This is a genomic window from Propionivibrio sp. (assembly GCF_041441355.1).
GTDB lineage: Bacteria > Pseudomonadota > Gammaproteobacteria > Burkholderiales > Rhodocyclaceae > Propionivibrio.
On the sequence record NZ_JASDTF010000039.1, the window covers coordinates 76,635 to 101,657 of the forward strand.

Genomic DNA, 25,023 nt, shown 5'->3' on the forward strand with positions numbered 1-25,023 from the left:
TCATGTTTCGAGTCCATCCACAGCAACAGGTTCGCGCTCATGCGACGCTTTATCCCGCTCACGCCCACTGCCGCAGGACGGCCAGCACGCCCCAAGCGCCAAAGGCCAGGACGATCCCGCCCGCCAGGCGGCGAACCCACGGGCGATGCGTCCAGGCGCGCAGGCGCGCGGCAAGCAGGCCGGCGGCAAGCAGGTTGGGCAGCGTGCCGAGGCCGAAGGCCAGCATCAGGCCCGCGCCTTGCGCCGCCGAACCGCTGCCCAGGGCCGAGAACAGCGCGCCATAGACGAGGCCGCAAGGCAACCAGCCCCACACCAGCCCGAGCGGAAAGGCCTGCCCGACCCGGGTGGCCGGCAGGAAGCGCTGACCGAAGGGCTGCACGCGCCGCCAGACGCCCTGCCCGAGGCGCTCCAGCGCCGTCAGTACGGGCGTGGCGCCCATCAGGTACAAGCCCAGCGCGACAAGCATCAGGTTGGCGAGCAGGAAGAGCACCAGACGCGCCGACCACGCGGTGCCGGCATCGGCCGCCCCGAGCGCCAGACCGGCCTGTCCGAAGGCCCCGGCGAGCGCCCCGGCGACGACATAACTGACGATGCGGCCCGCGTTGTAGGCGAGGTGCAGCGACAGGCGCGGCGCGCCGCCCAGGCTGAGCGCGCCGACGATGCCGCCGCACATGCCGATGCAGTGCGTCCCGCCGAGCAGACCGACGAGGAAGAGCGCCCAAGGACCGATTTCGGACATGGCGCTAGATCACTTTCGAATAGCGCCCGCCTTGCCGGCCCGCGTCCTGTCGTCCCTTTCTCAGCCAGGCGTCGAACACCATCGAGATGGCGCGCACCAGCATCCGCCCCGGGGAGAGCACGACGAGACGACGCGGCTCGAGGCGCACGAGGCCGGCATCGGCCATCTCGCGCAGATCGGCCAGTTCGGTGGCGAAGTATTGCGCCGAATCGATGCCGTAGGCCGCATCGAGCGCGTCGAGCGAGAGTTCAAAGTGGCACATCAGCTGCTGGATCACCGCCCGGCGTAGCTGGTCGTCCGGGGTCAGCTCGATGCCGCGCAGCACCGGCAGTTCGCCCGCGTCGAGCGCGGCGTAGTACTCATCGAGCGTCTTGGCGTTCTGCCAATACGCCGTGCCGACCTTGCTGATCGAGGAAATGCCGAAGGACAGCATGTCGCAGTCGGCGTGCGTCGAGTAGCCCTGGAAATTGCGGTGCAGGCGCCCGGCGCGCTGTGCCACGGCCAGCTCGTCATCGGGCTTGGCGAAGTGATCCATGCCGATGAACACGTAGCCGGCGTCGGTCAGGCGGCGGATCGCCAGATCAAGGATGTGCAGGCGGGTGTCGGGCGACGGCAGGTCGGCGTCGAGGATGCGCCGCTGCGGTTTGAACAGTGTCGGCAGGTGCGCGTAGTTGTAGATCGACAGGCGGTCGGGGCTCGCCTCAAGGACCCGGTCGAGGGTGCGATCGAAGCCGGCGACGCTCTGCCGCGGCAAGCCGTAGATGAGGTCGATCGAGATCGAGCCAAAGCCCGTGGCGCGCGCCGCGTCGATCACTGCGCGCGTTTCGGCCTCGCTCTGCACGCGGTTCACGGCCTGCTGCACATCGGGGTCGAAGTCCTGCACGCCGACGCTCATGCGGTTGAAGCCCAGTTCGGCAAGCAGTTCAACCGTCGCCCGATCGACCTTGCGCGGATCGACCTCGATCGAATACTCGCCATCCTCGCGCAGTGTGAAGTGACGCCGCGTCGCGGCCATCAGGTCGCGCATCTCGGCGTGCGAAAGAAAGGTCGGCGTACCACCGCCCCAGTGCAGTTGCTCGACCACGTTATCGCCCGCCGGCAGGCAGGCCGACTGCAAAGCGAGTTCGCGCGCCAGGTAGCGCAGGTATTTGGCCGAGCGTCCGTGGTCCTTGGTGATGATCTTGTTGCACGCGCAGTAATAGCAGATGGTGTTGCAGAACGGCACGTGGAAATACAGCGAGAGCGGCCGCCCCTGCCCCTGACCTAGTTCCTGCGTCGCGCGTGCGCCGAGGTGATGCCGGGCGCGCTCGGCGCCGAGCGGCGCAAAGCGGTCCGCCGTCGGGTAGGACGTGTAGCGCGGGCCGTTGACGTCGAAACGGCGGATGATGGCGGGATCGAAAACCACTGAATCGACTGAATCGACGGCGCTCATGGCGTGACGGAGGAAATACGGGCAAAGCGCGAGTATGCATCAAAGCGCCGCCGCCCGCAGCCCGCCCGCGGGCCTTGGGGACCGCGCCCGGTCGCGTTCACAGCCCGAGCAAAGCCAACAGCCCCTGCGGGTCGCGGGTTCGCGCCGTGGTCACGATGTAGGCGTAACAGGCCAGCGCCAGGACGAAGCACAGCACACGCACCGCCTTGCGCCCGCGGCGCAGGGCGAACAGGCCGCAGCCGATGTAGGCCAGCAGCGCCACGATCTTGGCGTTCAGCCAGGGCAGCGCGCCTGGAGACTGGCCGCTGGCGAACACCAGCGCCAGCGCCGAGGCGAGGAGCAGCGTATCGACGACGTGCGGCACGACGCGCACCCAGCGCGCACCCAGACGCGGCGAATCGACGAGCATCCACGCCCCGCGCAGCGCGAAGCCGGCACCGCTCGCCAGCGCGGCGGCGATGTGCAGAAAACGCAGTTCGCCGTAATGCGACAGCAGGAATTCCGTCATCGCGCCTCCTGTGCCGGCGGAAGGGCAGCAAGTTTGGCCTCGTGCTCGCGACAGGTGGCGAGCGCGTGGCGCAACACCAGCAGCAGCGCGCCTTGCGCCAGCACGATCAGCACGCCGGCCGGCCGCGCCAGCGCCTCGGGCCAGAACACCGCCGCGGCGAGCAGCGCCATGCTCGCCAGATGCAGGCGCATCTGGCGCTGCATCGTCGCCTCGGGGACGATCTTGCGCATGTTCGGCGCCATCCGTCGCCCCTGCCCGGCGTTCTGCAAATGCAGCCAGACGAGGAAAGGCACGATCTTGTAGAGCATGCCGGCAATCACCGAAACGAACCCACCGCCCAGCAGCAGCACGGCAAAGAGCACCGGCCAGGCAGGCCATTCGGCGAAACCGGGAACACACTGAGCGGCGCCCCACACGGCGACGGCGGCGAGCGCCGAGGCCATCGCCGCGCGCCACAAAATCTGCGTCGCATCGAGCGTTGCGCGTTGACTGCGACGCATCACGGCAAGCGAAACCGCCGCGAACCCCGCGCCGCATGCAGCCACGCCGGCCAACGCGAGCGTCGGCAGCACCTCGAAAGGCGAGCCGGGTTCGCCCCAGGCCCGCCCGGCATAATCGAGCGCCGTCCACAGCGCCACGGCCAGTAACGCCGCCGCGACGTAATGCCGCTCGAAGCGCGCCGGATACGCCGGCGTGAGCTGAAACATCGGCACCACCACGTAAGCCACCGCCGCCAGCAGTGCGCCGCCCCAGGCGACGAAGCCCCACACGGCGTGGGTATCGGTCAGCTCGACGAGCGGCAGCGCGACCAGTTCGCCCAGGCCGGCGGCGAGCAGCACGCCCAACGCGCCGGTAATCGCCAGTCCGAAAGCCGCCAGACGCAGGCCTGCAAAGGTCGCCCCAACGCCGCGCGCGCCGGCGAAGGCACGCGCCACGGCCCAAAGGAAATCGCCCAACGCCAGCGCGAACAGCGCCGCCGCAAGGCGGAAGGCCCAGGGCTCGAAACTGAGGAAAGCCAGCGTCAGCGCCGCCAGACCGAGGATGCTCAGCGCATGCACACGGCGCGCCAGCGCCCCCGGCGCCGCGAGGTTCACCCCGACAACGACGGGCAGGATCTGGATCAGCGCGCCCAGCATCGCCTGCAGCATGAAGCCGGCGGTAACGGCATGGGTGAGCGCCAGGGCGGCCGGCGTCCAGCGCATCACGAGCGCGTCCTCGCCATAGACGATCAGCAGCAGCCCGGCCAGCACGCCGCAGCACGGCGCGGTGAGGAAGAACCGGAACGGCGCCGCCAGCGGCGGCGACTGCTCATAAGACAACAGGGCCTGCATCGTTCAGCATTCGCATGAAAAAAGCGCGTCCGACCGGAAGGCCGGACCGCGCGCGGGAGGAATCGGAGACGCGACTTCGCCGGAAGCGCGGCGGTTTAGCGGTTTAGCCCTTGGGCCACATCAGGATCTCGTACGTCCCGTCGGCGAGCGCGGTGGTGTGCCAGACGTAGCCGTTGAGTTCGAGCGCGCGGTAGAGCGGGAACGGCTCGCGGCGCAAGACCAGCAACACCTTCTTGCCCGGTTCAATCTCGTCGAGCGCATCCATCGTGCGCTCGAAAGGCTCGGGCGGCTGCATGCCACGCGCATCGACGACGATGCCCACCTCGGCCGGGTCGGTCGAACGCACGACATAGCCTTCGGCGGCCCAGGCCGCGCGCATCTCGGGTGTCACGCCGTCGTCGCAATGGCAGGCGGTGCAGGTCGGTTCCACGGGGGCACTCTTCTTATCGTTCATCTTCGTTCTCCTTCGCTCCGGATCACTTCGCCGAATGCAACGCGGCCGCAAGCCGCTTGACGAGGCCGGAGGCCTCGATCGCGAGGTGCTGGTCGCACATCGGATAAAGCACGTTCTCTTCCTTCATGTTGTGCTGCTGGGTCAGGATCAGCAAGGTCTCGGCGTTGCCGGCGTAATCCTCGGCGTCCTGCGCCGCCAGCGCCTCGCCCGCCGCTTCGAGCAGCTCACGCATCTGCGCGTGTTCGCCGCGCATCACCTGCGTCGGCCCCATGCTCATTCCGGTACGCGCCTCGAAGGCCGGGAAGAGGATTTCCTCCTCAGCAGCTAAGTGCGCGAGCATCGCTTCGCGCAACGTCTCGAAGGCCGCCCGAGCCGCATCCCACTTGCCGGCGGCCACGGCCTGCTCGGTCGCCGCGAAGGCCGCATCGCACGCCCGGTGGTCGCTGCTCAGGCAATCTCTGATCGTTTCCATGATCTCCAACTCCTCCGCAAAAAAGCTGGCCGCCATTCTCACCCCGCCAGTCACCGGGCGCTTTGAGCCAGATCAAACCGCAAAACTCTGCCGGGCCGCGCTTTGTCTTCCAATGTCATTTCCGGCTATAGTTGAAGGGCCTCCCATCATCCGCTGAAGAAAGGAGTCGAGATGTTCAAACATATCCTGGTCCCCACGGATGGCTCAGAGCTGTCGCAAAGCACCGTCCAGCGCGCGGTGGTCTTCGCCAAGGAAACCGGCGCCCGTCTGACCGCCTTCTACGCCAAGCCCGGCTACCCGGTCATCTACTACGGCGAAGGCGCGTTGATCGACACCACCTCGCCCGAACAGTTCGCTGCCCTCGCCGAAGAGCAGGCCGCCAAAATCCTCACCTTCGCCGAAGACGAGTGCCGCAAGGCCGGCGTACCCTACTCGGGACTCACCCTCACCTGCGACGTCCCCTACGAAGGCATCATCCAGGCCGCGACCGAAGCCGGCTGCGACCTGATCTTCATGGCCTCGCACGGCCGCCGCGGCTTCAGCGACATCCTGCTTGGCAGCGAGACGCACAAGGTGCTCACCCACTCCAAGATCCCGGTGCTGGTTTACCGCTAAGCCAAGACGCGGAACAAAAAAGCCCGGCGCAACGTGCGTCGGGCTTTTTTTGTCTGCCTGCCGTCACCCCGCCAGAATCACGCCTTGCGCACCAGCCGCGCCTCCTCGAAGAGCGAAACGAGTTCGACGCGAGCGATGCCCGGGTCGTCAGGCACCACGTAGAGGATGGGGGTCATCAGTTCCTCGAAGATGCCGCGCAGGCTGCGCGCGCCGGTCTTGTACTCGATGGCCAGTTCGGCGATCTGCTCGAAGACGCGCGGCGCGACCGAAAGCTCGACGCCTTCGGCGCGCAGGATCTCGACGTACTGGCGGTAGATCGAGTTCTTCGGCACGGCGAGGATGCGCACCAGCATCTCCTTGGTGAGGTCCTGAAAGCCGGCGATCACCGGCAGGCGGCCGGTGAATTCGGGGATCAGGCCGAACTCGAAGAGGTCGGTGGGTTTGACCCGGCGGTTCAGGCGTTCGAGGATGCGCTCGTCGTCGCCGGCCGAGGTGGCGATGAAGCCGAAGCCGTGCGTGCGGGCCATGATCTTGTCGAGCCCGACGAAAGCGCCACCGCAGATGAAGAGGATGTGGGTGGTGTCGAGGTAGCGCCCGTCACCTAAGCGCACCGGCGCGCCTTCCATGATCTTGAGCAGGGCGTGCTGCACGCTCTCGCCGGAGAGCGCCCGCGTCTCGCCCTCGCGGGCGCGCAGCTTGTCGATCTCGTCGATGAAGACAATGCCGCGCTGGGCCAGCGAGAGGTCGCCGCCGGCCTTGTCGATCAGGCGCAAGAGGATCGCTTCGATCTCCTCGTTGACGAACTTGCTCTGCGCGAGCGAGGTCGCGTCGGCGGTGACGAAGGGCACGCCGAGCAGGCCGGAGAGCGTCTCGCAGGTGAGCGTCTTGCCGGTGCCCGAGGGGCCGACGAGCAGCACGTTGCTCTTGGCGAGCGCGACGTCGCCAGCGGACTGTGCGGCGACGCGCCGGTAATGGGCATAGACGGCGACGGCGAGCACTTTCTTGGCCTCGTCCTGGCCGATCACGTACTGGTCGAGGTGGCGCACGATGGCGCTCGGGGTCATGCCGGTCTTGAGCACTGCGGTCTCCCGGGTCGGCAACAGCGAGGCGGCGTCCTGCACCGCACCCCGCCCTTGTCCGTAAGTCGATGGGTTGATTGCGACCGCTATGGTAGAGCAATCGCCGGGTCGCCGCACGCCGCGCCATGCCGCCGGTCTGAGACCTCAATGGCCGCCGCCATAGGCAGGCACCGCCGCCTGCGTTATGCTGTCGCTATTCGTCCGGCGCATTGGCGCCGACGCAGCACGAACGGGAACCCTCATGCTCGAATGGTGGCACTGGATCGTCCTCGGCCTCGTCCTCACCCTCGCCGAACTCGCCGTCCCGGCCTTCTTCATCGTCTGGTTCGGCTTGGGCGCCCTGGGCGTCGGCCTGGTCTTGCTGGCCTGGCCGGGCCTTAGCCTCGCGGCCCAGCTCGTCCTCTGGGCCGCGCTCGCGGCGGCACTCACCGCCTTCTGGTTCCGCTACCTCAAACCGCGCACGGTGAGCCAGGTCGGCTCTTCGTCGGCCGCGCTGATCGGCGAAATCGGCGTGCTGGTCGGTGAGCTCACGCCGCAAAGCCGCGGCCAGGTGCGCTTCCAGAAACCCCTGCTCGGCGCCGACCTGTGGGCCTGCTACGCCGAATCCCCGCTCGCCGCCGGCACGCGCGTGCGCGTCGTCGCCGTCGAAGGCAGTTTCCTCAAAGTGGAGTCCGCACAATGATCGACATGCTCGGTGCCACCGTCACCTCCTTCTTCTTCCTCGTCTTCGTCCTCATCACCGTCGCCAAGGGCGTGCGCATCGTCCCGCAGGGCGAGGAATGGATCGTGCAGCGCCTGGGCAAGTACCGCGTCACCTTGCTTCCCGGCCTGCGCTTTCTCATTCCCTACCTCGACACGGTGGCTTACAAGGTCACGACCAAGGACATCATCCTCGACGTGCAGGAGCAGGAAGTCATCACCCGCGACAACGCGGTGATCGTGGTCAACGCCATCGCTTTCATCAAGGTCACCGACCCGGTGAAGGCCGTCTACGGCGTCGAGGATTACGCGGAAGCCATCCGCAACATGATCATGACCACCCTGCGCTCGATCGTCGGCGAAATGGAACTCGACCACGCGCTCTCGCAGCGCGACACGATCAAGGCCCGCCTCAAGGCCGGCGTCGCCGACGAAGCGCTCGACTGGGGCCTGACCGTCAAATCGGTCGAAATCCAGGACATCAAACCCTCCGAATCGATGCAGCGCGCGATGGAACTGCAGGCCGCCGCGGAGCGCGAACGCAAGGCCATGGTCACCAAGGCCGAAGGCGAAAAGCAGTCGATGATCCTCGCCGCCGAAGCGCGCCTCGAGTCGGCCAAACGCGACGCCGAGGCGCAGGTCACGCTCGCCGACGCGTCCTCGCAGGCCATCGCCAAGGTCGCCGTGGCGCTCGGGGAGAACCAGACGCCGATGCTCTACCTGCTCGGCGAGAAATACGTCGCCAGTGTCGGCAAGCTCGCCGAATCGCCCAACGCCAAGACCGTCCTGCTGCCCGCCGACCTTCAGGCCACCCTGCGCGGCCTGTTGCAGAACTTTTCCAAGAACTGACCGCGGCGCGCGCGGCCAGGCCGCGCCGCGCCCTTTTATCTCATTTTGCCCATGCAGGACAGATCGCTGCTGCTGCGCGGCTACCTCGCCGCTGCCGCCACCCTCGTGATGTGGACGGGCTTCTCGCTCTTCTCGCGCTACGCCGGAAAAAGCGTGCTCACGCCTTACGACGTCTTCGCTCTGCGCCTCTCCGTCGCGGCCCTCGTGCTTCTCCCTTTTGCGCCGCGCTTTCTCGGCCAGGGCGCCTGGCGCGACCAACGCCTGTGGCTGCTGGCCTCGCTCGGCAGCCTGCTCTACTGCCTGGTCGTCTACACCGGCTTCCGTTATGCGCCGGCGGCGCACGGCGCCATCCTGCTCTCGGGCATGCAGCCCTTCCTGATCAGCGCCATCGTCCTCGCCGTCGACGGCATCCGTCCCAACCGCATGCGCACCCTGGGCCTCATCGGCATCGCCACCGGCATTGCCTGCGCCGCGGTGCCCTACTTCAACGTCTGGTCGCCCGAAGTCGTTTTCGGCGACCTGCTGATCTTCTCCGGCTCGGTGCTGTGGGCGATCTACAGCGTGCTCGCCAAACGCTGGGGTTATTCGCCGTGGACGCTGACCAGCGCCGTGGCGCTGATCCCGGCGGTGCTCTACCTGCCCATTTACGCACTCTTCCTGCCCAAGGCACTGGCCGAGGCGCCGCTTGCGCTGATCGTGACCCAGGGCTTGTATCAAGGCATCGTCGCGACCATCCTCGCCATGCTCGCCTACCTCAAGGCGATTTCCATCCTCGGCACCGAGCGCGCCGCCGTCTTCCTCGCCCTGGTGCCCATCACCACCGGCCTTGCCGCCGTGCCGCTGCTCGGTGAAGCGCTCACCGGCTGGTTGCTGAGCGGCCTGGTTTTTGTTTCACTGGGATCCTTCGTCGCCTCGCGCTACGGCGGCTCCGTCAGCCGCAACTGACCCGCCCGCCATTTTCCCCGAACGTTCACCCTTCACAGGAGGCTGCCATGCTGAACTTCACCTTCTACAACCCGACCCGCGTCCTCTTCGGCCCCGGCCGCATCGCCGACCTCGCGCGCGAAATCGCTCCGGGCGCCCGCGTGCTCATCACCTACGGCGGCGGCAGCATCGTCAAGAACGGCACCCTGGACGAAGTGAAGGCGGCGCTCAAGGCCTGCACGTTGTTCGAGTTCGGCGGCATCGAGCCGAACCCGACCTACGAAACCCTGATGCAGGCGGTCGAGCTCGCCCGGCGCGAAAAGATCGACCTCTTGCTCGCCGTCGGCGGCGGCTCGGTGATCGACGGCACCAAGTTCATCGCCGCGGCCATCCCCTTCAAGGGCGAGCCCTGGGACATCCTCGCCCAGCGCGCCAAGATCGAGAGCGCGGTGCCGCTCGGCTGCGTCCTCACCCTGCCGGCCACCGGCTCGGAGACCAACAGCGGCGCGGTGATCACCAAAAAGGCGACGCAGGACAAGCTGGTCTTCGGCCACCCGCTCGTTTTCCCGCGCTTCGCCGTGCTCGATCCGACCAAGGCATTGACCCTGCCCCCGCGCCAGGTCGCCAACGGCGTCGTCGACGCCTTCGTGCATGTGGTCGAGCAGTACCTCACTTACCCGGTCGACGCCAAGGTGCAGGACCGCTTCGCCGAAGGGTTGCTGCTGACGCTGATCGAAGACGGCCCGCGCGCCCTCGCCGAGCCCGACAACCTCGACGTCCGCGCCAACCTGATGTGGACCGCGACGCTGGCACTCAACGGTCTGATCGGCGCCGGCGTGCCCAACGACTGGGCGACGCACATGCTCGGCCACGAAATCACCGCCCTGCACGGTGTCGACCACGCGCGCACGCTCGCCGTCGTCCTGCCCGCGATGTTGCAGGAGCGGCGCGCTGCCAAGCGCGAGAAGCTGCTGCAATACGCCGAGCGCGTCTGGAATCTGCGCGACGGCGACCCTGATGCACGCATCGATGCAGCCATCGAGCGCACGCGCGCTTTCTTTGAACGGATGGAGATCAAGACCCGGCTGGCCGACTACGGCATCGGCCGCGACGCCATCCCGGCACTGGTCGCTCAGCTCGAACGGCACGGGCTGACCGCGCTCGGCGAACGCCGCGACCTCAGTCCGGAAGACGCGCGCAAGGTCTACGAGCGCGCGGCCTGACCGCGCCGGCGAACCCGCCGCCCGGCGTGGCGGGTTCGTCGCCTTCGGGCGATGACGACATCCTCAAGGAGCCTGGCGCACGTGAGGCGAACCCGCCCCAGGATCGCGCCCGGAGTAGAGAAACGATCCGGCAGCAACTATGGTGTAAGACACCCCCTGCCCGGAGAACGTCATGAGCGCCGAAGCCAAGCGTCTCGCAGCCGCCGACACCCCCGCGACCCCATGGAAGAAATGGGGGCCTTATCTGAGCGAACGGCAATGGGGCACGGTACGCGAGGACTACAGCGAAAACGGCAACGCCTGGGACTACTTCTCCCATGACCAAGCCCGGTCGCGCGCCTACCACTGGGGCGAAGACGGCCTCGCCGGCATCTCCGACGACCAGCAGCGGCTGTGCTTCGCCCTGGCGCTCTGGAACGGCAAGGACAGCATCCTCAAGGAACGCCTGTTCGGCCTGACCAACAGCGAAGGCAACCACGGCGAAGACGTCAAGGAGTATTACTTCTACCTCGACAGCACGCCGACCCATTCCTACCTCAATTACCTCTACAAATACCCTCAGGCCGCCTATCCCTACGAACGGCTCGTGCGCGGTAACCGCGAACGCGGCCGTCACGACTACGAATACGAGCTCATCGACACCGGCGTCTTTGCCGACAACCGTTATTTCGACGTCTTCGTCGAGTACGCCAAGGAAGGCCCGGAGGACATCCTGATCCGCATCACCGTGCACAATCGCGGCCCGGAACGCGCCGACGTGCAGGTCCTGCCCACCCTCTGGTTCCGCAACACCTGGTCGTGGGGCGATGCCCCGACGGGCGAACGCCCCTGGCTGGCCCGCAGCAAGACGCCAGACCGCGTGGTCGAAGCCCATGAAGCCGAACTCGGCACCCGCTACCTGTATTGCGACGGCGCGCCCGAACTCCTCTTCACCGAGAACGAGAGCAACGCCCGGCGCCTCTTCGGCGTGCCCAATGCCACGCCCTACGTCAAGGACGGCATTCATGCCCGCGTCGTGCGCGGCGAACTCGACGCCGTGAATCCGGCACAGCGCGGTACCAAGGTCGCCGCACAGTACACGCTCGACATTCCGGCCGGCGGCCATCAGAGCCTCCGCCTGCGGCTCTCGCCACACGCACCGGACACGCTCGGCAACGTCTACGCGGTGCGGGATGGCGCTTTCGGCCGCCATTTCGACGCCGTTTTCCAGAAGCGCCGCGACGAAGCCGACGCCTTCTACGCGACGCTGATCCCGGCGCACCTGAGCACGGATGCGGCTCGGGTCATGCGTCAGGCGCTGGCCGGGATGCTCTGGAGCAAGCAGTTCTTCAATTTCGACATCTCCCGCTGGCTCGAAGAGCGCGGCCATGCGCCCTATCGCGTCACCAACGCCAAGCCGCCGCGTAACGCCCTGTGGCACCACATGCACAACGCCGACGTGATCTCGATGCCCGACAAATGGGAATACCCCTGGTACGCGGCCTGGGACCTTGCCTTCCATGTCCTGGCCCTGACCCTCGTCGATCCTGATTTCGGCAAGAAACAGCTCAGCCTCATGCTGCGCGAGAACTACCTGCATCCGAACGGCCAGATTCCGGCCTACGAATGGAATTTCGGCGACGTCAATCCGCCGGTGCATGCCTGGTCCACCATCTTCACCTACCGGCTCGACAAGCTGCGTTCCGGCAAGGGCGACACGCGCTGGCTGGAAAGCAGCTTCCAGAAATTGCTGCTCAACTTCACCTGGTGGATCAACCGCAAGGACCGGACCGGCAAGAACACCTTCGAAGGCGGTTTCCTCGGGCTCGACAACATCGGTGTCTTCGACCGCAGCTCGCCCCTGCCGACTGGCGGCTACCTCGAACAGGCCGACGGCACGGCCTGGATGGCGCTCTTCAGCCTCAACATGCTGGAAATCGCCGTCGAACTGGCCCTGCACGACGACACCTACACCGACATGGCGTTCAAGTTCATCGCCCATTTCGTTTCAATTGCCTCGGCCGCAATCCACGCCGGGGGCGACACCGGCATGTGGGACGAGGAAGATGGCTTTTTCTACGACGTCCTGCGTCTTCCCGACGGCAGCGCGCAAAGGCTCAAAGTCCGTTCCATGGTCGGCCTTCTCCCCTTCTGCGCCGTCGCCGTCTTCGATGGCGAGCTGCAACGGCAGCGCCCCGAGCTGGGCCAACGCCTGCATGCCTACCTCAGCAGCCGCAAGGAGCTCGTCGACTTCATCCACGACCCGGCCGCGGCGGGCGTGGCCGGACGACGCATGGGCGCCATCCTCAACGAGACGCGCCTGCGCCGCGTCCTCGCCCGCCTGCTCGACGAAAACGAATTCCTCAGCCCCTACGGCATCCGCTCGCTGTCGCGCCACCACGCCGAACAGCCCTACACTTTCGAAGCTGGTGGGCAAACGTTCAGCGTCCCGTACTTGCCGGCCGAATCGGACAGCGGCATGTTCGGCGGCAACTCCAACTGGCGCGGCCCGATCTGGATGCCGGTCAACGCCCTGATCGTGCGCGCCCTGCTGCAGTACTACAGCTACTACGGCGACGACTTCAAGGTCGAATGTCCGACGGGCTCGGGGCACCTGCACACGCTCTACGAAATCGCCGAGGACATCTCACGGCGCCTGCAAGCCATCTTCCTCGCCGACTCGGCCGGGCGTCGGCCGGTCAACGGCGGCACGCGGGTGTTCCAGGACGATCCTCACTGGCGCGACCTCGTCCTCTTTTATGAGTATTTTCACGGCGACAACGGGGCCGGCCTCGGGGCCAGCCACCAGACGGGCTGGACGGGCTTGGTCGCGCGCCTGATGCATCTGTTCGCGACTTCATCGGCGGAGCAAGTTCTCGCTCAGGGCGGAAAAGCAGTGTTCATCGAAGAACCTGTCCCCGGCGGGCCGGATCGACTCAAGGACTAAGGAAGGCTCACCGCCCTCGAAGTGGCCGCAACATCCGCTGCCGATGCCATTGCCTCTTGCGCGCCGCGCCGATCCGACGGCTTCAGGTACACCAGGACAGCATCAGCGCATAACCGGAAACGCCCAGCATCAGGGTGCCGGCGACGTGCAGCACGGGGCGCCAGAAATTGACTTCGTAGTTGCGCCGGCCGGGGGCCCGCGAGGCCCGGGTTTCCTCGATCCAATGCACCACTTCGCCTAAGGTGAACAACGCCGCCAGGCCGAAAACGAAGCCGCCGACGATGATCGTCGCCAGCTGCCCCTCGCCCGTCTTGCAGGTAAAGCCGAGGCCGACCAGCCCGCGCGTGAGGGGGTCGAAGCCGAGCGCCATGCGCACGCAGATCGCCCCGAGGAAAAACAGCGCCGCGATGATCACGACATACATCCAGAACTCGCGCGTGCGCATGATCTCGCGCACGCTGCGGAACTGCCGCGCCACTTCCCGGACAAACACATTAAGCATGAGGTTTTCCCCGATCAACCCGAGCCGCATTGAAGCACAAAAAATACCACAACGACATCCCGCTCCAAGCACCCCATGCCATTCCTCGCCTTCCTGCGCCGGTTGAGTTCTCGCCTGCTCCTCCTGAGTCTTCTGGCCGGCAACATGGCCATGGCGCAGAGCGTGGTGTTCATCAATCCCGGGCACGCCGGCGAAGTTTACTGGCGCAGCGTTTCCAGCCTCATGCAGGCAGCCGCCGACAGCCTCGGCATGCAGCTCGAGATCGTCTATATGGACCGCGACCACACCCGCACCAACGCGGTCGTACACGCCTTGCTCGCCCGGCCAGCCAAGCAGCGTCCCGACTACGTGGTCATGACCAACGACTATTCGATCGCCGTCGCCCTGCTGCCTCAGCTCGACCAGGCCGGCATCAAGACCTTCCTCGCCTTCAGCAGCATCTATGATCCGGAGCACCAGCGGCAACTGGGCGAGCCGCGCACGCGACTGCGCCACTGGCTCGGCTCGCTCGAACCGATGGCCGAGGAAATCGGCTACGGCACGGCGCAGGAACTCATCGAACAAGGGCGCCGGAACGGGCTCGTCGCCCCCGACGGCAAGCTGCACCTGATCGCCATCGCCGGCGACCGCTCGACCCCGAGTTCGATCCTGCGCACCCAGGGCATGCGGCAGGCAATCGAAGCGGCCGGAGACGTCGTGCTCGACCAGCTCGTGGTGGCCGGCTGGAGCCGCGAGCGGGCGCGCATGAAAAGCGCCTGGCTCTTTGACCGTTACCCCGACGCCCGACTGGTCTGGGCCGGCAATGACCTGATGGCCTTCGGCGCCATGGACACGCTCGAGGAACGCGGGCGCCGCCCCGGAAAAGACATGCTGTTCAGCGCCATCAACACCTCGCGCGAGGCTTTCGACGCCTTGCGCACGGGGCGGCTCGCCGCCTTGTGCGGCGGGCACTTCACGCCCGGCGCCTGGGCGCTGGTCATGCTCCACGACTACCACCACGGCCACGATTTCGCCGACGAAGGGCTGGCGTTGCGCCGCCGCGTTTCGATGCTCTTCACTCCGGACGAGGCGCGACGCTTCACCGAGCGCTTCGGCGACGACCGCTTCGACGTCGACTTCAAGCGATTCAGCAAGGTCCACAACCCCAAGCTGCGCCGCTACGATTTCTCGCTGCGTACCTTGCTCAACGCGCCTTCAAGCCACCGCCTGCCATGACCCGACCCACCTTCGCGCCGCTCGCCCGGCAACTCCTCCGCAAGGCGGCCTGGCTGGCACTGCTCGGCGCCCTGCTCATCGCCATCACCCAGGGCTTCAGCCAGTACAACGCCAAGCGAGGCGAACTCAGGCGCTCGCTCGACGACATCGCCCACGCCTACGCCGCGCTGTTGTCGACCGCCGTCTGGGACATCGAACCGGAAACGATCGAGCGCCTGCTCAAAGCCATCGTCGAGCACCGGGAAATCGGTTTCGTGCGCCTCGATGTGCATACCGGGCAACGCTTCGACGAAGGCGACAAAACACTCGCCCCGAACGAACCGCCGCTGCGCGTTCCCATCCCTTACCCGAACGCGACCCAAGGCAGCATCGGCACCCTTGAGCTCTACCCCAACGCCACCCACCTGCGGGCGCTGGCCCAGGACCACGCGCTCAAGGCCCTGTTCGGGCACCTGTTGCTGCTCGCCGTGATGTTCGTGCTGATCTACCTGATCATCCGCCGCGACCTGCAGCATCCGCTCGAACGCGTCGCCGACTTCGCCCGCCGTCTCGGGCCGGACAACCTGACCGTGCCGCTCGACCTGAAACGCTCGCCGCGCCCGACGCACGACGAACTCGACGAAGTCGCCGACGGTTTCCGTACCTTGCAGGAAAGCCTGCGCCAGCACATCGGCAACCTCGACGCCCAGGTTGAGGAGCGCACCCGTCAGCTCGCCGACGCTCTGGCCGAAGTTCGCGCCCTGTCGGTCACCGACCCGCTCACCGGCTGCTACAACCGACGCCACATCGACGAACGCCTGCCGCCGGAAGTGGTGCGCGCCGAACGCTACCAGCGTCCGCTGACCGTCGTTTTCCTCGACATCGACCACTTCAAGCAGGTCAACGACACGCACGGCCACGCCGCCGGCGACGCCGTGCTGCGCACCCTGGGTGGCTTGTTGCGCGGCGGTTTGCGCGATCAGCTCGACTGGGCCGGACGCTACGGCGGCGAGGAGTTCCTGATCGTCCTGCCCGAAACCGGCATTGACGCCGCGCTGCTCTTTGCCGAGCGCCTGCGCCAGAAGATCGAGCGGACGCCGATCGAGCACGCCGGAAACACGTTCTTCGTCAGCTCAAGCTTCGGCGTCGCCCAGTTGGGCGAAGACGAAGACGCCGCCGACCTGCTCGCCCGCGCCGACGCCCTGCTCTATCGCGCCAAGGAACGCGGACGCAACTGCGTCTGCACCGGCTGAACGCGCACCAGCCTGCCTGCCACCTTTCGACGCGACCCGATCCTTCAGGCCAGCACGGCCTCGACATCGACCGCGTCGATCTGCTCCGGGCGCATGAACTGGCGCGCGTAATCGAGATACACCCCGGAACGCACGAAGAGCGCAAACAGGTCAGCGTCGATGTGCTGCTGGTTGCGCAGCATGGCCATGATGCGCAGCGCCTCGGAGAGCGTCTTTCCCTTCTTGTACGGCCGGTCAACGGCGGTCAGCGCCTCGAACACGTCGGCAATCGCCATGATCCGCGCCAGCAGGCACAGCTGCTCGCCGCTCAGCCGGCGCGGATAGCCCGTCCCATCGAGCTTCTCGTGGTGATTGGCAGCGATCTCGGGCACCTGGCGCAGATGGCGCGGGAATGGCAGGCGCTCGAGCATGAAGATGGTCTGGATGCTGTGCTCGTTGATCTTGTAGCGCTCCTCGGCGGTGAGCGTGCCGCGCGCCACGCTCAGGTTGTACAGCTCGCCAAGGTTGTAGCTCAGCTCGGGCACGTCCATGCGGATGCCGTGGGCGCCGGGGTTGCGCGCCGGGTCCTTGGTTTCACGCAGGATGCGGTGCTCGGGCTTGTCGGCCAGCAGCGTCTCGGTCGCCGGCAAGGCCGGCGCGGGCTGGCGCGCCTTGCGCGCGCGCTCCTCGTGCCCCAGACCGATGCGGTCGTCGAGCGTGCGCTGCCAGGTCCGCGCGCCGATGCGCTGCAGCCGTTCAAGCTTCTCCGGCGCCATGAACTCTCCGCCTTCGTTGCACCCGGCGACGAAAGCAAAATCCTCGTCAAGCTGCGCCCACGCCGACGCCAGCGCAGCCTCCGCCTCGGCGGCGGGCGTCCCGGCGGCGATGGCTTTAAGGCAGACAATTTCGGCATCGCGCTTCAACACCTCAAAGCGCATCCGGATCTCGTGCAGCCGGTCGTAGATCGTCTCCAGCTTCGTCGCCTTGTCCACCACGTATTCCGGCGTCGTCAGCTTGCCGCAATCATGCATCCAGGCCGCAATGTGCAGGGCTTCGCGTTCGGCGGCGTTGAGCGAAAAGTCGGCGAAGGCACCCTCCTGGCTCGCGCACGCCGCCTTGGCCAGACGCTCGGCGATCTCAGGCACGCGGGCACAATGCCCGGCGGTGTACGGGCTCTTGGCGTCGATGGCGCCGGCGATCATCAGGATCATCGATTCAAAGAGGCGTTTTTGCGCCTGGAGCAGCTCTTTGGCTTCAAGGCTCAGCGACGACGAGGTGGACAAAGCGCCGATGAAACCCAGCCGGTTGCGGTTGGTCTCGCCCTCGCGCAGCAGGAGTACGCCCCCGACGCAGTGCTGTTCGCGGTTGCGCAAGGGAACGACGATGACGTGGTTGAGGCGCTCCAGGCCGGGCAGCGCGCTCAGCCCCAGCGCCGCGACCAGCTCGGAATTGAGGCGCAGCGAGGTCGGCTCGTTGGCGGCAAAGGCGGCGCGCCATTCGTCACGGGCCAGGCGCGCCGGAAGCAGCGTCTTTTCGGGCAACGGCAGTTCGCCGTCGGCGCCGAGCGCCGCGGCCGCTTTCAACGCCTCTTCGTTGGCCAGATAAAGGACGCCCAAGGAGGCTTTCGCGGCGGCCATCGTCTCCTCAAGCAGGCGCGGCAGCAGGCGGTCGAAATCGTTTTCCGCCGCGACACGCTGGCTGACGTCGAGGAAATGCCGGATGGTGCCCTTCATCTCGTCCATCGTATGCGCCAGCTCGCTCACTTCGACGATGAAGGAGTCGGCCCGCACCCGTCGCTCAAACTCGAAACGGCGGATTGATTCCGCCTCGCGGTTGAGCTGGCGCAAGGAGTTGGACACCGAACGCGCCAGCGCCAGGGTCACGGGGATCGACAGGCCGAGGATGAACAGCACGGCCCAGCCCGTGTTGCGCAGCATGCTCCGCGCCGAAGCCAGCAGTTCGCTGTCCGGGATGGCGGTGACGAGGAAGAGGGGCGGCTGCGTGCCTTCGATGATGAAAGGCTCGGCATAGACGCGCCAATCCTCGCGCCCGACCCTGAACTTCCAGCTTCTGGACTGGCTGGGGTCGAGCCAGTCCGGCTGCTTGGCCACCAGGGAAAACACCGGATCGTCCAGATCACCGAGCAGGGTCAGCGAAATGCGCCCCTTTTCCTGGTTGGATCGCTCGAAGTGCGCACCGTCGTGAAAGGCGATCACCTCGCCCTTGAAGTTGGTCAACGCCGACAGCGCGCCGGGGGTCACCCGCTGCTGTTCAAGCCGCTGGTTGAGCACGTCGACCCGCACATCGGCGGCGATCACCGCGTGGCCGCCGGGGGCGCGGTTGGCCAGCGTGATTCCGGGGCGGCGGGTCGTGTAGAAAACGTAGGGCTGGGTTTTCACCTGCCCGTCCTGGCTCAGTGCCGCCTCATACCAGGCGCGCTGGCGCGGATCGTACGTGGCGGCATAGTCGGGATGGTGCTCTTCGCGCAGAAGCTGCAAACGCGCGTCGAGGAACAGATAGCGCCCTTGCCGCGTCCCGTTTTCCTCGGCGATGCTCTGCACGAGGTAAGCCGCCCCCTCGGGAGCCGAGAAAAACGCCCGATCTTGCGCATCGGCCAAGCGCCGCAGGAGGAAGAAATCCCCGTTGGAAAAACCGGCATAGACCGCCGCCAGTTCATGGGAAACGTTCAACGCCGTCTGCATCGCTCCGAGGAACGGCAGGCGCTCGCCATGCGTCCGCGTCTTGCTGATCATGCCTTGGCTGAACATCTGCACCGCCAGTTCCGCCGGCGTCACCAGCGCCGAGAAATCACGCACCGTGCCGCGTCCGATGCGCGTCACGAGGTCCTGCGCATCGCGCTCGAGCATCCGGCAATGGGCAACGTAGGCGATGCCCCCGAGCAAACCGCCGACCGTCAGCACCAGCGCGCCGAACAAGGAGGCAATCAGAACATGCAGGGGATAACGACGTTGTTTTTCCATTCCAGTGCCTTTCGGGGCATGACCCGATCATTGTCTGTGGGGGACGTCGCGTCAGAGCCAACGGCACGCGGAATGAAAAGCGAACCGCACGGACGGCGGTTTTCATCTCCGGATCAGTGTCGAATTGAGCCCAACGGCATAGGACGACATCCTACCATCACCCGAACGGCATGAAATGGCGCAATGGCGCTGGTTTTACGGCGGAAGAGGTTTTCCGGATCAGCCGAGCAGGGCCTCGGCGTCGACCGCGTCGATCTGCTCCGGGCGCATGAACTGGCGCGCGTAGTCCAGATACACCCCGGAACGCACGAAGAGCGCGAACAGGTCAGCGTCGATGTGCCGTTGATCGCGCAGCATGGCCATGATGCGCAGCGCCTCGGAGAGCGTCTTTCCCTTCTTGTACGGCCGGTCGATGGCGGTCAGCGCCTCGAACACGTCGGCAATCGCCATGATCCGCGCCAGCAGGCTCATCTGCTCGCCGCGCAACTGGCGCGGATAGCCGGTGCCGTCCATTTTTTCATGGTGCCCGCCGGCAATTTCCGGCACCTGGCGCAAGTGACTCGGGAAAGGCAAGCGCCCGAGCATGAAAATGCCGTGAACGATGTGCTCGTTGATCTTGTAGCGTTCCTCGGCGGTGAGCGTGCCGCGCGCCACGCTCAGGTTGTACAGCTCACCAAGGTTGTAGCGCAATTCCGGCGCCGTCATCCGGATGCCGTAGCGGTCGGTATCCTGTAACTGCTCGTGGGGCTCGCGTGCGATGCGGTGTTCCGGCTTGTCGGCCAGCAGCGTCTCGGTCACCGGCAAGGCCGGCGCGGGCTGGCGCGCCTTGCGCGCGCGCTCCTCGTGCCCCAGACCGATGCGGTCGTCGAGCGTGCGCTGCCAGGTCCGCGCGCCGATGCGCTGCAGCCGTTCAAGCTTCTCCGGCGCCATGAACTCTCCGCCTTCGTTGCACCCGGCGACGAAAGCAAAATCCTCGTCAAGCTGCGCCCACGCCGACGCCAGCGCAGCCTCCGCCTCGGCGGCGGGCGTCCCGGCGGCGATGGCTTTAAGGCAGACAATTTCGGCATCGCGCTTCAACACCTCAAAGCGCATCCGGATCTCGTGCAGCCGGTCGTAGATCGTCTCCAGCTTCGTCGCCTTGTCCACCACGTATTCCGGCGTCGTCAGCTTGCCGCAATCATGCATCCAGGCCGCAATGTGCAACGCTTCCCAATCCTCATCCCGCATCTGGAAGCCGGCCAGCGGCCCGTCCTCGGCTGCGCACGCGGCCTGCGTCAGGCGCTGTGCGATCTCGGGCACGCGCGTGCAATGCCCGCCGGTGTACGGGCTCTTGGCGTCGATGGCACCGGCGATGAGCTGGATCAAGGCGTCGAACAGGCGCTTCTGCGCCTGGAGCAATTCACGCGCTTCCAGAGACACCGCCGCCGATCCCGCCAGGGCACCGATGAAACTCAGACGATTGGCGTCGGTTTCGTCCGGGCGCAGAAGCAGCATGACGCCCACCAGCGTCTGCGTCCGGTTGAGCAGCGGCACCACAATGAGGTGGCCGAACGGCCCGTCGGCAACGACGCCGCCGATGCCCAGCGCCTCGATCTCGGCTGCGTCCAGCGGCTGGGCGATCGGAATACCCTGCGCCAGAGCCGCCTGCAAGGCCGTACTGGCCGGCGCGGCGAGCGGCAGCGGCGCCGCCTCGGGAAGTTCGCCCCCGTCGGCGCGCCGGCCTGCCACCGGACGCAGGATTTCGGCATCGTTGAGGTACAGGACGCCGCTGCTGGCCCGCGCCGCAGACAAGGTTTCCTGCAGCAATTTCGGCAGCAGGCGGTCGAAATTGTGCTCAGAAGCGACAGACAGGCTGATGTCGATGAAGCGATGGATCGTTTCCTTCATCTCGCTCAGCGTCGTCGCCAGCGCATCCACTTCGTAGATCGCGGAATCGACCTGGACCGGAGCACCGAAATCGAAGCGCCGCACGGCCTCTGCGGCCTCGTCCAGACGGCGCAAGGGATACGCGACCATGCGCGCCAGAACGATGACCAGCGGAATCGACAGCACAATGACGGCCAGCACAGCGCCCAGCGCAGTCCAGAGCTGACGATGCGCCTCGGCGAACAGCTCATCTTCTGGAATGGCCGTCACCACAGCCAGCCGAGGCAGCCCGTCGAGGCTCACCGGTTCGACATGCACCTGCCAGCGCAGGCCATCGGCCTCGAGGTCGAGCGCCGAGCGCGTGGCGGCCTCCAGGCGCTGCCGCTCGGCCAGAAGCCGCTCGAAGACAGGAACCCCGGCCCGATCCAGGCCCGGCAACACGGCATCGACCTGCGCATCGGACGTGCGAAGGCGCTGCGCCGGTTCGGCCTGAGCGACGATGCGCCAGTGCGAATCGAGCAGGACGATCTGCGTCCCCGGGGTCGTTTTCTGCGCCGCGAGCAGATGGTTCAGTGCCGCCATGCGGATGTCCGCCCCCATCACCGCCCGCCCATCGGGCATGCGGTTGGCGAAAGTTGCGCCAACCAACCCGCTGGAATAGAAAACGTAAGGCGCCGTGGCAATGCGCCCCGCGCCTTTCTGCGCGGTCAGATACCACGGACGCTGGCGCGGGTCGAACGCGGCCGCGTAATCCGGGCGCTCGACTTCGCCCAGCGGGTTCAACGCCGCATCGAGAAACACGTAACGGCCGCGCCGTTCGCCAGCTTCAAGCGCAATGCTCTGGACCAGGAAGCTGGCGGATGCCGGCGCTCCGTAACGCTCGCGTTCGACGTTGTCGTGCATCCGGCGCATGAGGAAGAAATCGCCGTTTTCAAACCCCGCATACACCGAAACCAGCTCTTCGTTGTTGAGCAGGGCTTCGTGCAGCAGCGGGAGCAAGTGCATCCGTTCGGCATGGGTGCTGCTGCGCCCCAGGGCGGTCCGGCTCAGCAGGCGCGACGCGTCTTCCGCCGAATCGACGACATGCGCGAAGGTTCGCCCGGCTTCGCGCCCGATGCGTTCGCTCAAGGCCTGGGCGCCCTGCTCCAATATGCTGCGGCTGTTCTGGAAACCGATCCAGGCCAGCAGCCCGCCGACGACCAGGATCAGGACCACGAACAAGACCGCGATATGCACGTGCAGGGGGTAGCGTCGCTTCATGGGGACCTCGGTCGGCGGACACGAAAACGGGATCGGAATGACGACGCAACCCCGCTTAAACCATGCTAGCACAGGGCTCCGCCGCAGACGGCTTGCCTCGCGGCGAGGGACGCGTTAGCGTAAGCCCGGCCCTCGCCTTTCCAACACTGCCTCAACGCCGCCCGCCCATGCCCCGTTTTTTTCCTGCCTGGTTTTTCCGCCCCCTCTCGACGACGCTGTTCGCCCTGCTGCTCTGCGCCCTGCTCGTCGCGGCGCCCGCCTCCGCCCAGCAGGAGATGGAGGTCATCCCCCTGCGCCACAGCACCATCGACAAGGTGCTCCCCACCTTGCGTCCGCTGGTCGAGCCGGGCGGCGCGATTTCGGGGATGAACGACCAGCTGATCCTGCGCGCCTCGCGCAAGAACCGCGAGGAGATCAAACGCGCGCTTGAAGTGCTCGACCGGCCGGCGCGCAGCCTCGTCATCCACGTCGCGCAAAGCCGCGAGGCGACGCAGACCCAGCAGGGCGGCGCGCTGTACGGTACAGTCGGCAACGACAACGTGCGCATCGTGCAGCCGCCCGGCAGCACCGTCACCCACAGCACGAGCACGCCCAGCGGTACGGTGGTCATCCGTCAGGGCAGCTCGGTCGTCGGCGCGCAGGTCGTCGATACCCGCAGCGCGCGCAGTTCGAGCGGCGCGCAATCGGTACGCGTCATCGAAGGCGGGCGCGCCTTCATCCAGGTCGGCCGCGCCATCCCGCTGCCGCTGCGCCAGGTCGTCGTCGGCCCGGGCGGCGTCATCGTCAGCGACAGCGTCGTCTACCGCGACGTCGGCCAGGGCTTCTACGCCGAACCGCGCCTCGCCGGCGAGCGCGTCACCCTCGACATCCGCCCCTACAACGACGCCCCCGGCCCCGGCGGCAGCATCCAGACCCAGCGCCTGTCGACCACCGTCAGCGGCCGCTTGGGCGAATGGATCGAGCTCGGCGGCACCGGCCAGCAGGCGAACATGCAAGGCCAGGGCGGCCTCTCGATCGGCACGCGCGAGGTGCGCGAATCGGGCAGCGTCTGGCTGAAGGTCGAAGAAGTGCAGTAAGGCCGCCGCCGGGCGGCGGCGGCACGCTCAGAAGCTGAAGCGCGCCCCGACGCAGGCCGGCTTGAAGCGCTCGCCAAACGCCGCCTGCAAGCGCGCCAGCATGGCAAAGCCCGTGCAATGGCTGGCAGCCACGAAGTCCGGCTGCAAGGCCAGCAAAGCCTCGATGCTCGCCGCCTGCTGCTCGCCCGACACCGGCCCCAGATGCGTGCCGCCGACCCAGCCCGCGAGCCGCGTGCAGCCTGTCACCGCTAGCCCGTGCGCGATCATGTTCAGCATCCCGGCGTGCGCGCAGCCGGCCAGCACCACCAGCCCCGCGTCGGTGCGCAGGTAGAGCGCCATGTCATCGGCCAGGGCATCCTGGCAGGCGCAGCCCTCGCCCTCGGGCACGGTGACGAGGCGCGCATCGCCCGTCTCGAACGCCGTGCGCCGCGGCACGCTGCCGCTCACCCACACCCCGGGCCGGATTTCCTCAGGCACCGACGCCGTGCGCCAGTCGGCGCCGAGCGACGCCAGATACTCACGCCGGTGCGGAATGCCGACGAACTTGCGCGTCTCGCCGCTCAAGGAATAGCGCGGCGCGAAGGCCTCACCGTGCACATGCACCGGCAGGCGCTTGCCGGCGTGCGCCAGCAGCTGTGCCAAGCCACCGCAATGGTCGTAATGACCGTGGCTGAGGACGACGCCCGAGAGCGACGCCGGCGGCGCCCCGAGCAAGGAAAGGTTGTTCACCACCGCCGTCCCGCTCTGCCCGGCATCGAGCAGCAGGCGCGTGCCTTCGGTTTCCAGCAACATCGACAAACCGTGCTCGCCCAGAAAAGGCTGCCCGCCGCCGATCGGAACGATGTTGTCGACGACGATGCTCAAGCTGAAACGCATGGAATTCTCCTTATCAATGCCATTGTCAACGACATAAACAGGGATGCTAGCACGCTTCCACGAAGCGTCGACTCTAGCGCGACAAGTTAGACATAACACATTGTCGGCAAAGCATTTACAACGCAAAACAAGCGCTTGATAATGCCATAAGCAAGATACAGGAGGGGGCAGATAGGGGATAGAGAAATGACTCTGACCCTTTTGGTTAAGCGGGATGCTCCGCCGGCAGGCCGGCTCCGCGCCCTTTACCTCCAACGTTAGGTTTTTCGTTCCGCGTTTCAATCTCAAGGAGACACAAATGGCCGCAAAACCGAAATCGCCAATGACGCCCGCTGCTGCATCCAGAATTCAAGGTGCCACTGCTCGTGCAAACAATGGTGTTGTTGAGAAAAGTACTTTTGCGGCCCGCGCTCAATCGGCTGCGGCAAAAACCACTTCGGCACCAGCAGCGAAAGCAGCCTCAAAAACTATTTCCAGTCCAAGCACTGCTAAAGCATCAAGAACTGCTGCAGGCAGCGCACTCTCTCAGGTAGCACCCAAAAAAGTCACATCTCCCGCCGCCGCTTCGGCCGCATCCAAAACGCTTCGCGACGGAAGAACCAGCGCATCGTCCAAATCAGCGGCTGGCTCCGCGCTTTCCCAAAAGCCGCCGGCAAAGAAACGTTGAAAACAAACCTAACATCCCGCTCCAGCCGACCGTCAAAAAGCTACGCTTTTTGCCGTCGGCTGAGCTAGCACGTTATACGTCATGAATCCATTTGCGCTTGCCGCTATCTCTGGAACCA

Annotated in this window: 21 protein-coding genes; 10 read left to right on the plus strand and 11 right to left on the minus strand. The window is 66.4% G+C overall.

The genetic code is table 11. From position 1 onward, the window contains the following. Window positions 1-58: 58 nt before the first annotated feature. From QMB55_RS13605 to QMB55_RS13630, 6 genes are all read right to left on the minus strand, one after another. Window positions 59-739 (minus strand): sulfite exporter TauE/SafE family protein, encoded by a 681-nt coding sequence (locus tag QMB55_RS13605; protein ID WP_497589261.1) that lies wholly within the window; start codon window positions 737-739, stop codon window positions 59-61. 4 nt (window positions 740-743) lie between these two features. Next, the gene (hemN, locus tag QMB55_RS13610; protein WP_497589262.1) at window positions 744-2,171 is read right to left on the minus strand and encodes an oxygen-independent coproporphyrinogen III oxidase; all 1,428 of its coding nucleotides are present in this window, start codon (window positions 2,169-2,171) and stop codon (window positions 744-746) included. 97 nt (window positions 2,172-2,268) lie between these two features. Then, complete coding sequence (locus tag QMB55_RS13615; protein ID WP_497589263.1) at window positions 2,269-2,679, minus strand: SirB2 family protein; 411 nt, start codon at window positions 2,677-2,679, stop codon at window positions 2,269-2,271. Beyond that, window positions 2,676-4,010 (minus strand): hypothetical protein, encoded by a 1,335-nt coding sequence (locus tag QMB55_RS13620; RefSeq protein ID WP_497589264.1) that lies wholly within the window; start codon window positions 4,008-4,010, stop codon window positions 2,676-2,678. The genes QMB55_RS13615 and QMB55_RS13620 overlap by 4 nt, the downstream gene beginning before the upstream one ends. A 103-nt stretch (window positions 4,011-4,113) precedes the next feature. Continuing rightward, window positions 4,114-4,464, minus strand: coding sequence for a DUF2249 domain-containing protein (locus QMB55_RS13625; protein WP_497589265.1), 351 nt, complete (start codon window positions 4,462-4,464; stop codon window positions 4,114-4,116). Between the two features lie 22 nt (window positions 4,465-4,486). Further along, window positions 4,487-4,936, minus strand: a complete 450-nt coding sequence (locus QMB55_RS13630; protein WP_497589266.1) for a hemerythrin domain-containing protein — start codon at window positions 4,934-4,936, stop codon at window positions 4,487-4,489. A gap of 171 nt (window positions 4,937-5,107) precedes the next feature. Here QMB55_RS13630 and QMB55_RS13635 point away from each other — a divergent pair, with 171 nt between their 5' ends. Beyond that, on the plus strand, window positions 5,108-5,551 hold the full coding sequence (locus QMB55_RS13635) for a universal stress protein (RefSeq protein ID WP_497589267.1): 444 nt from the start codon (window positions 5,108-5,110) through the stop codon (window positions 5,549-5,551). A 77-nt stretch (window positions 5,552-5,628) separates the two neighbouring features. On the opposite strand, the gene QMB55_RS13640 is transcribed toward QMB55_RS13635, so the two are convergent. Continuing rightward, window positions 5,629-6,630: an ATP-dependent Clp protease ATP-binding subunit ClpX gene (locus tag QMB55_RS13640; RefSeq protein ID WP_497589268.1), complete on the minus strand. Its 1,002-nt coding sequence runs from the start codon at window positions 6,628-6,630 to the stop codon at window positions 5,629-5,631. 241 nt (window positions 6,631-6,871) lie between these two features. Here QMB55_RS13640 and QMB55_RS13645 point away from each other — a divergent pair, with 241 nt between their 5' ends. The 5 genes from QMB55_RS13645 to QMB55_RS13665 all read left to right on the plus strand — a co-directional run bounded on the left by QMB55_RS13645 (window position 6,872) and on the right by QMB55_RS13665 (window position 13,251). Beyond that, a complete protein-coding gene (locus tag QMB55_RS13645) occupies window positions 6,872-7,312 on the plus strand; it encodes an NfeD family protein (protein ID WP_497589269.1) in 441 nt (146 codons plus the stop codon). Between the two features lie 5 nt (window positions 7,313-7,317). Beyond that, window positions 7,318-8,178: an SPFH domain-containing protein gene (locus QMB55_RS13650; RefSeq protein ID WP_497589316.1), complete on the plus strand. Its 861-nt coding sequence runs from the start codon at window positions 7,318-7,320 to the stop codon at window positions 8,176-8,178. Window positions 8,179-8,229: 51 nt separating this feature from the next. After that, window positions 8,230-9,123: a DMT family transporter gene (locus QMB55_RS13655; RefSeq protein ID WP_497589270.1), complete on the plus strand. Its 894-nt coding sequence runs from the start codon at window positions 8,230-8,232 to the stop codon at window positions 9,121-9,123. A 47-nt stretch (window positions 9,124-9,170) separates the two neighbouring features. After that, window positions 9,171-10,325: an iron-containing alcohol dehydrogenase gene (locus QMB55_RS13660; protein WP_497589271.1), complete on the plus strand. Its 1,155-nt coding sequence runs from the start codon at window positions 9,171-9,173 to the stop codon at window positions 10,323-10,325. Window positions 10,326-10,497: 172 nt separating this feature from the next. Then, window positions 10,498-13,251, plus strand: coding sequence for an MGH1-like glycoside hydrolase domain-containing protein (locus tag QMB55_RS13665; protein WP_497589272.1), 2,754 nt, complete (start codon window positions 10,498-10,500; stop codon window positions 13,249-13,251). 82 nt (window positions 13,252-13,333) lie between these two features. Here QMB55_RS13665 and QMB55_RS13670 read toward each other — a convergent pair whose 3' ends face one another. Further along, on the minus strand, window positions 13,334-13,753 hold the full coding sequence (locus tag QMB55_RS13670) for a hypothetical protein (RefSeq protein ID WP_497589273.1): 420 nt from the start codon (window positions 13,751-13,753) through the stop codon (window positions 13,334-13,336). Between the two features lie 75 nt (window positions 13,754-13,828). On the opposite strand from QMB55_RS13670, the gene QMB55_RS13675 reads away from it, so the two are divergent. Next, window positions 13,829-14,968: an ABC transporter substrate-binding protein gene (locus tag QMB55_RS13675; RefSeq protein ID WP_497589274.1), complete on the plus strand. Its 1,140-nt coding sequence runs from the start codon at window positions 13,829-13,831 to the stop codon at window positions 14,966-14,968. Beyond that, a complete protein-coding gene (locus QMB55_RS13680; protein ID WP_497589275.1) occupies window positions 14,965-16,200 on the plus strand; it encodes a sensor domain-containing diguanylate cyclase in 1,236 nt (411 codons plus the stop codon). Before QMB55_RS13675 ends, QMB55_RS13680 begins: the two co-directional genes overlap by 4 nt. Window positions 16,201-16,244: 44 nt before the next feature. On the opposite strand, the gene QMB55_RS13685 is transcribed toward QMB55_RS13680, so the two are convergent. Next, window positions 16,245-19,160 (minus strand): HD domain-containing phosphohydrolase, encoded by a 2,916-nt coding sequence (locus QMB55_RS13685; protein WP_497589276.1) that lies wholly within the window; start codon window positions 19,158-19,160, stop codon window positions 16,245-16,247. 219 nt (window positions 19,161-19,379) lie between these two features. Beyond that, window positions 19,380-22,286, minus strand: coding sequence for an HD domain-containing phosphohydrolase (locus tag QMB55_RS13690; RefSeq protein ID WP_497589277.1), 2,907 nt, complete (start codon window positions 22,284-22,286; stop codon window positions 19,380-19,382). Window positions 22,287-22,453: 167 nt separating this feature from the next. Between QMB55_RS13690 and QMB55_RS13695 the strand changes: the two genes are divergently transcribed. After that, window positions 22,454-23,362: a hypothetical protein gene (locus QMB55_RS13695; protein ID WP_497589278.1), complete on the plus strand. Its 909-nt coding sequence runs from the start codon at window positions 22,454-22,456 to the stop codon at window positions 23,360-23,362. Window positions 23,363-23,389: 27 nt separating this feature from the next. Here the strand turns inward: QMB55_RS13695 and QMB55_RS13700 are convergent, their stop codons facing one another. Beyond that, complete coding sequence (locus QMB55_RS13700) at window positions 23,390-24,238, minus strand: MBL fold metallo-hydrolase (protein ID WP_497589279.1); 849 nt, start codon at window positions 24,236-24,238, stop codon at window positions 23,390-23,392. Between the two features lie 298 nt (window positions 24,239-24,536). On the opposite strand from QMB55_RS13700, the gene QMB55_RS13705 reads away from it, so the two are divergent. Continuing rightward, complete coding sequence (locus QMB55_RS13705) at window positions 24,537-24,905, plus strand: hypothetical protein (RefSeq protein ID WP_497589280.1); 369 nt, start codon at window positions 24,537-24,539, stop codon at window positions 24,903-24,905. The last annotated feature ends 118 nt before the right edge of the window (window positions 24,906-25,023 follow it).

Bases quoted from the DNA above. Each gene is read 5' to 3' on its own strand.
- QMB55_RS13690 (WP_497589277.1), bottom strand. From the start codon at position 22,286: ATGAAGCGACGCTACCCCCTGCACGTGCATATCGCGGTCTTGTTCGTG.
- QMB55_RS13645 (WP_497589269.1), top strand. From the start codon at position 6,872: ATGCTCGAATGGTGGCACTGGATCGTCCTCGGCCTCGTCCTCACCCTC.
- QMB55_RS13685 (WP_497589276.1), bottom strand. From the start codon at position 19,160: ATGGAAAAACAACGTCGTTATCCCCTGCATGTTCTGATTGCCTCCTTG.
- QMB55_RS13700 (WP_497589279.1), bottom strand. From the start codon at position 24,238: ATGCGTTTCAGCTTGAGCATCGTCGTCGACAACATCGTTCCGATCGGC.
- QMB55_RS13630 (WP_497589266.1), bottom strand. From the start codon at position 4,936: ATGGAAACGATCAGAGATTGCCTGAGCAGCGACCACCGGGCGTGCGAT.
- QMB55_RS13655 (WP_497589270.1), top strand. From the start codon at position 8,230: ATGCAGGACAGATCGCTGCTGCTGCGCGGCTACCTCGCCGCTGCCGCC.
- QMB55_RS13620 (WP_497589264.1), bottom strand. From the start codon at position 4,010: ATGCAGGCCCTGTTGTCTTATGAGCAGTCGCCGCCGCTGGCGGCGCCG.
- QMB55_RS13675 (WP_497589274.1), top strand. From the start codon at position 13,829: ATGCCATTCCTCGCCTTCCTGCGCCGGTTGAGTTCTCGCCTGCTCCTC.
- QMB55_RS13650 (WP_497589316.1), top strand. From the start codon at position 7,318: ATGCTCGGTGCCACCGTCACCTCCTTCTTCTTCCTCGTCTTCGTCCTC.
- QMB55_RS13625 (WP_497589265.1), bottom strand. From the start codon at position 4,464: ATGAACGATAAGAAGAGTGCCCCCGTGGAACCGACCTGCACCGCCTGC.
- QMB55_RS13635 (WP_497589267.1), top strand. From the start codon at position 5,108: ATGTTCAAACATATCCTGGTCCCCACGGATGGCTCAGAGCTGTCGCAA.
- QMB55_RS13695 (WP_497589278.1), top strand. From the start codon at position 22,454: ATGCCCCGTTTTTTTCCTGCCTGGTTTTTCCGCCCCCTCTCGACGACG.
- QMB55_RS13660 (WP_497589271.1), top strand. From the start codon at position 9,171: ATGCTGAACTTCACCTTCTACAACCCGACCCGCGTCCTCTTCGGCCCC.
- QMB55_RS13615 (WP_497589263.1), bottom strand. From the start codon at position 2,679: ATGACGGAATTCCTGCTGTCGCATTACGGCGAACTGCGTTTTCTGCAC.
- QMB55_RS13705 (WP_497589280.1), top strand. From the start codon at position 24,537: ATGGCCGCAAAACCGAAATCGCCAATGACGCCCGCTGCTGCATCCAGA.
- QMB55_RS13670 (WP_497589273.1), bottom strand. From the start codon at position 13,753: ATGCTTAATGTGTTTGTCCGGGAAGTGGCGCGGCAGTTCCGCAGCGTG.
- QMB55_RS13605 (WP_497589261.1), bottom strand. From the start codon at position 739: ATGTCCGAAATCGGTCCTTGGGCGCTCTTCCTCGTCGGTCTGCTCGGC.
- QMB55_RS13665 (WP_497589272.1), top strand. From the start codon at position 10,498: ATGAGCGCCGAAGCCAAGCGTCTCGCAGCCGCCGACACCCCCGCGACC.
- QMB55_RS13680 (WP_497589275.1), top strand. From the start codon at position 14,965: ATGACCCGACCCACCTTCGCGCCGCTCGCCCGGCAACTCCTCCGCAAG.
- hemN (WP_497589262.1), bottom strand. From the start codon at position 2,171: ATGAGCGCCGTCGATTCAGTCGATTCAGTGGTTTTCGATCCCGCCATC.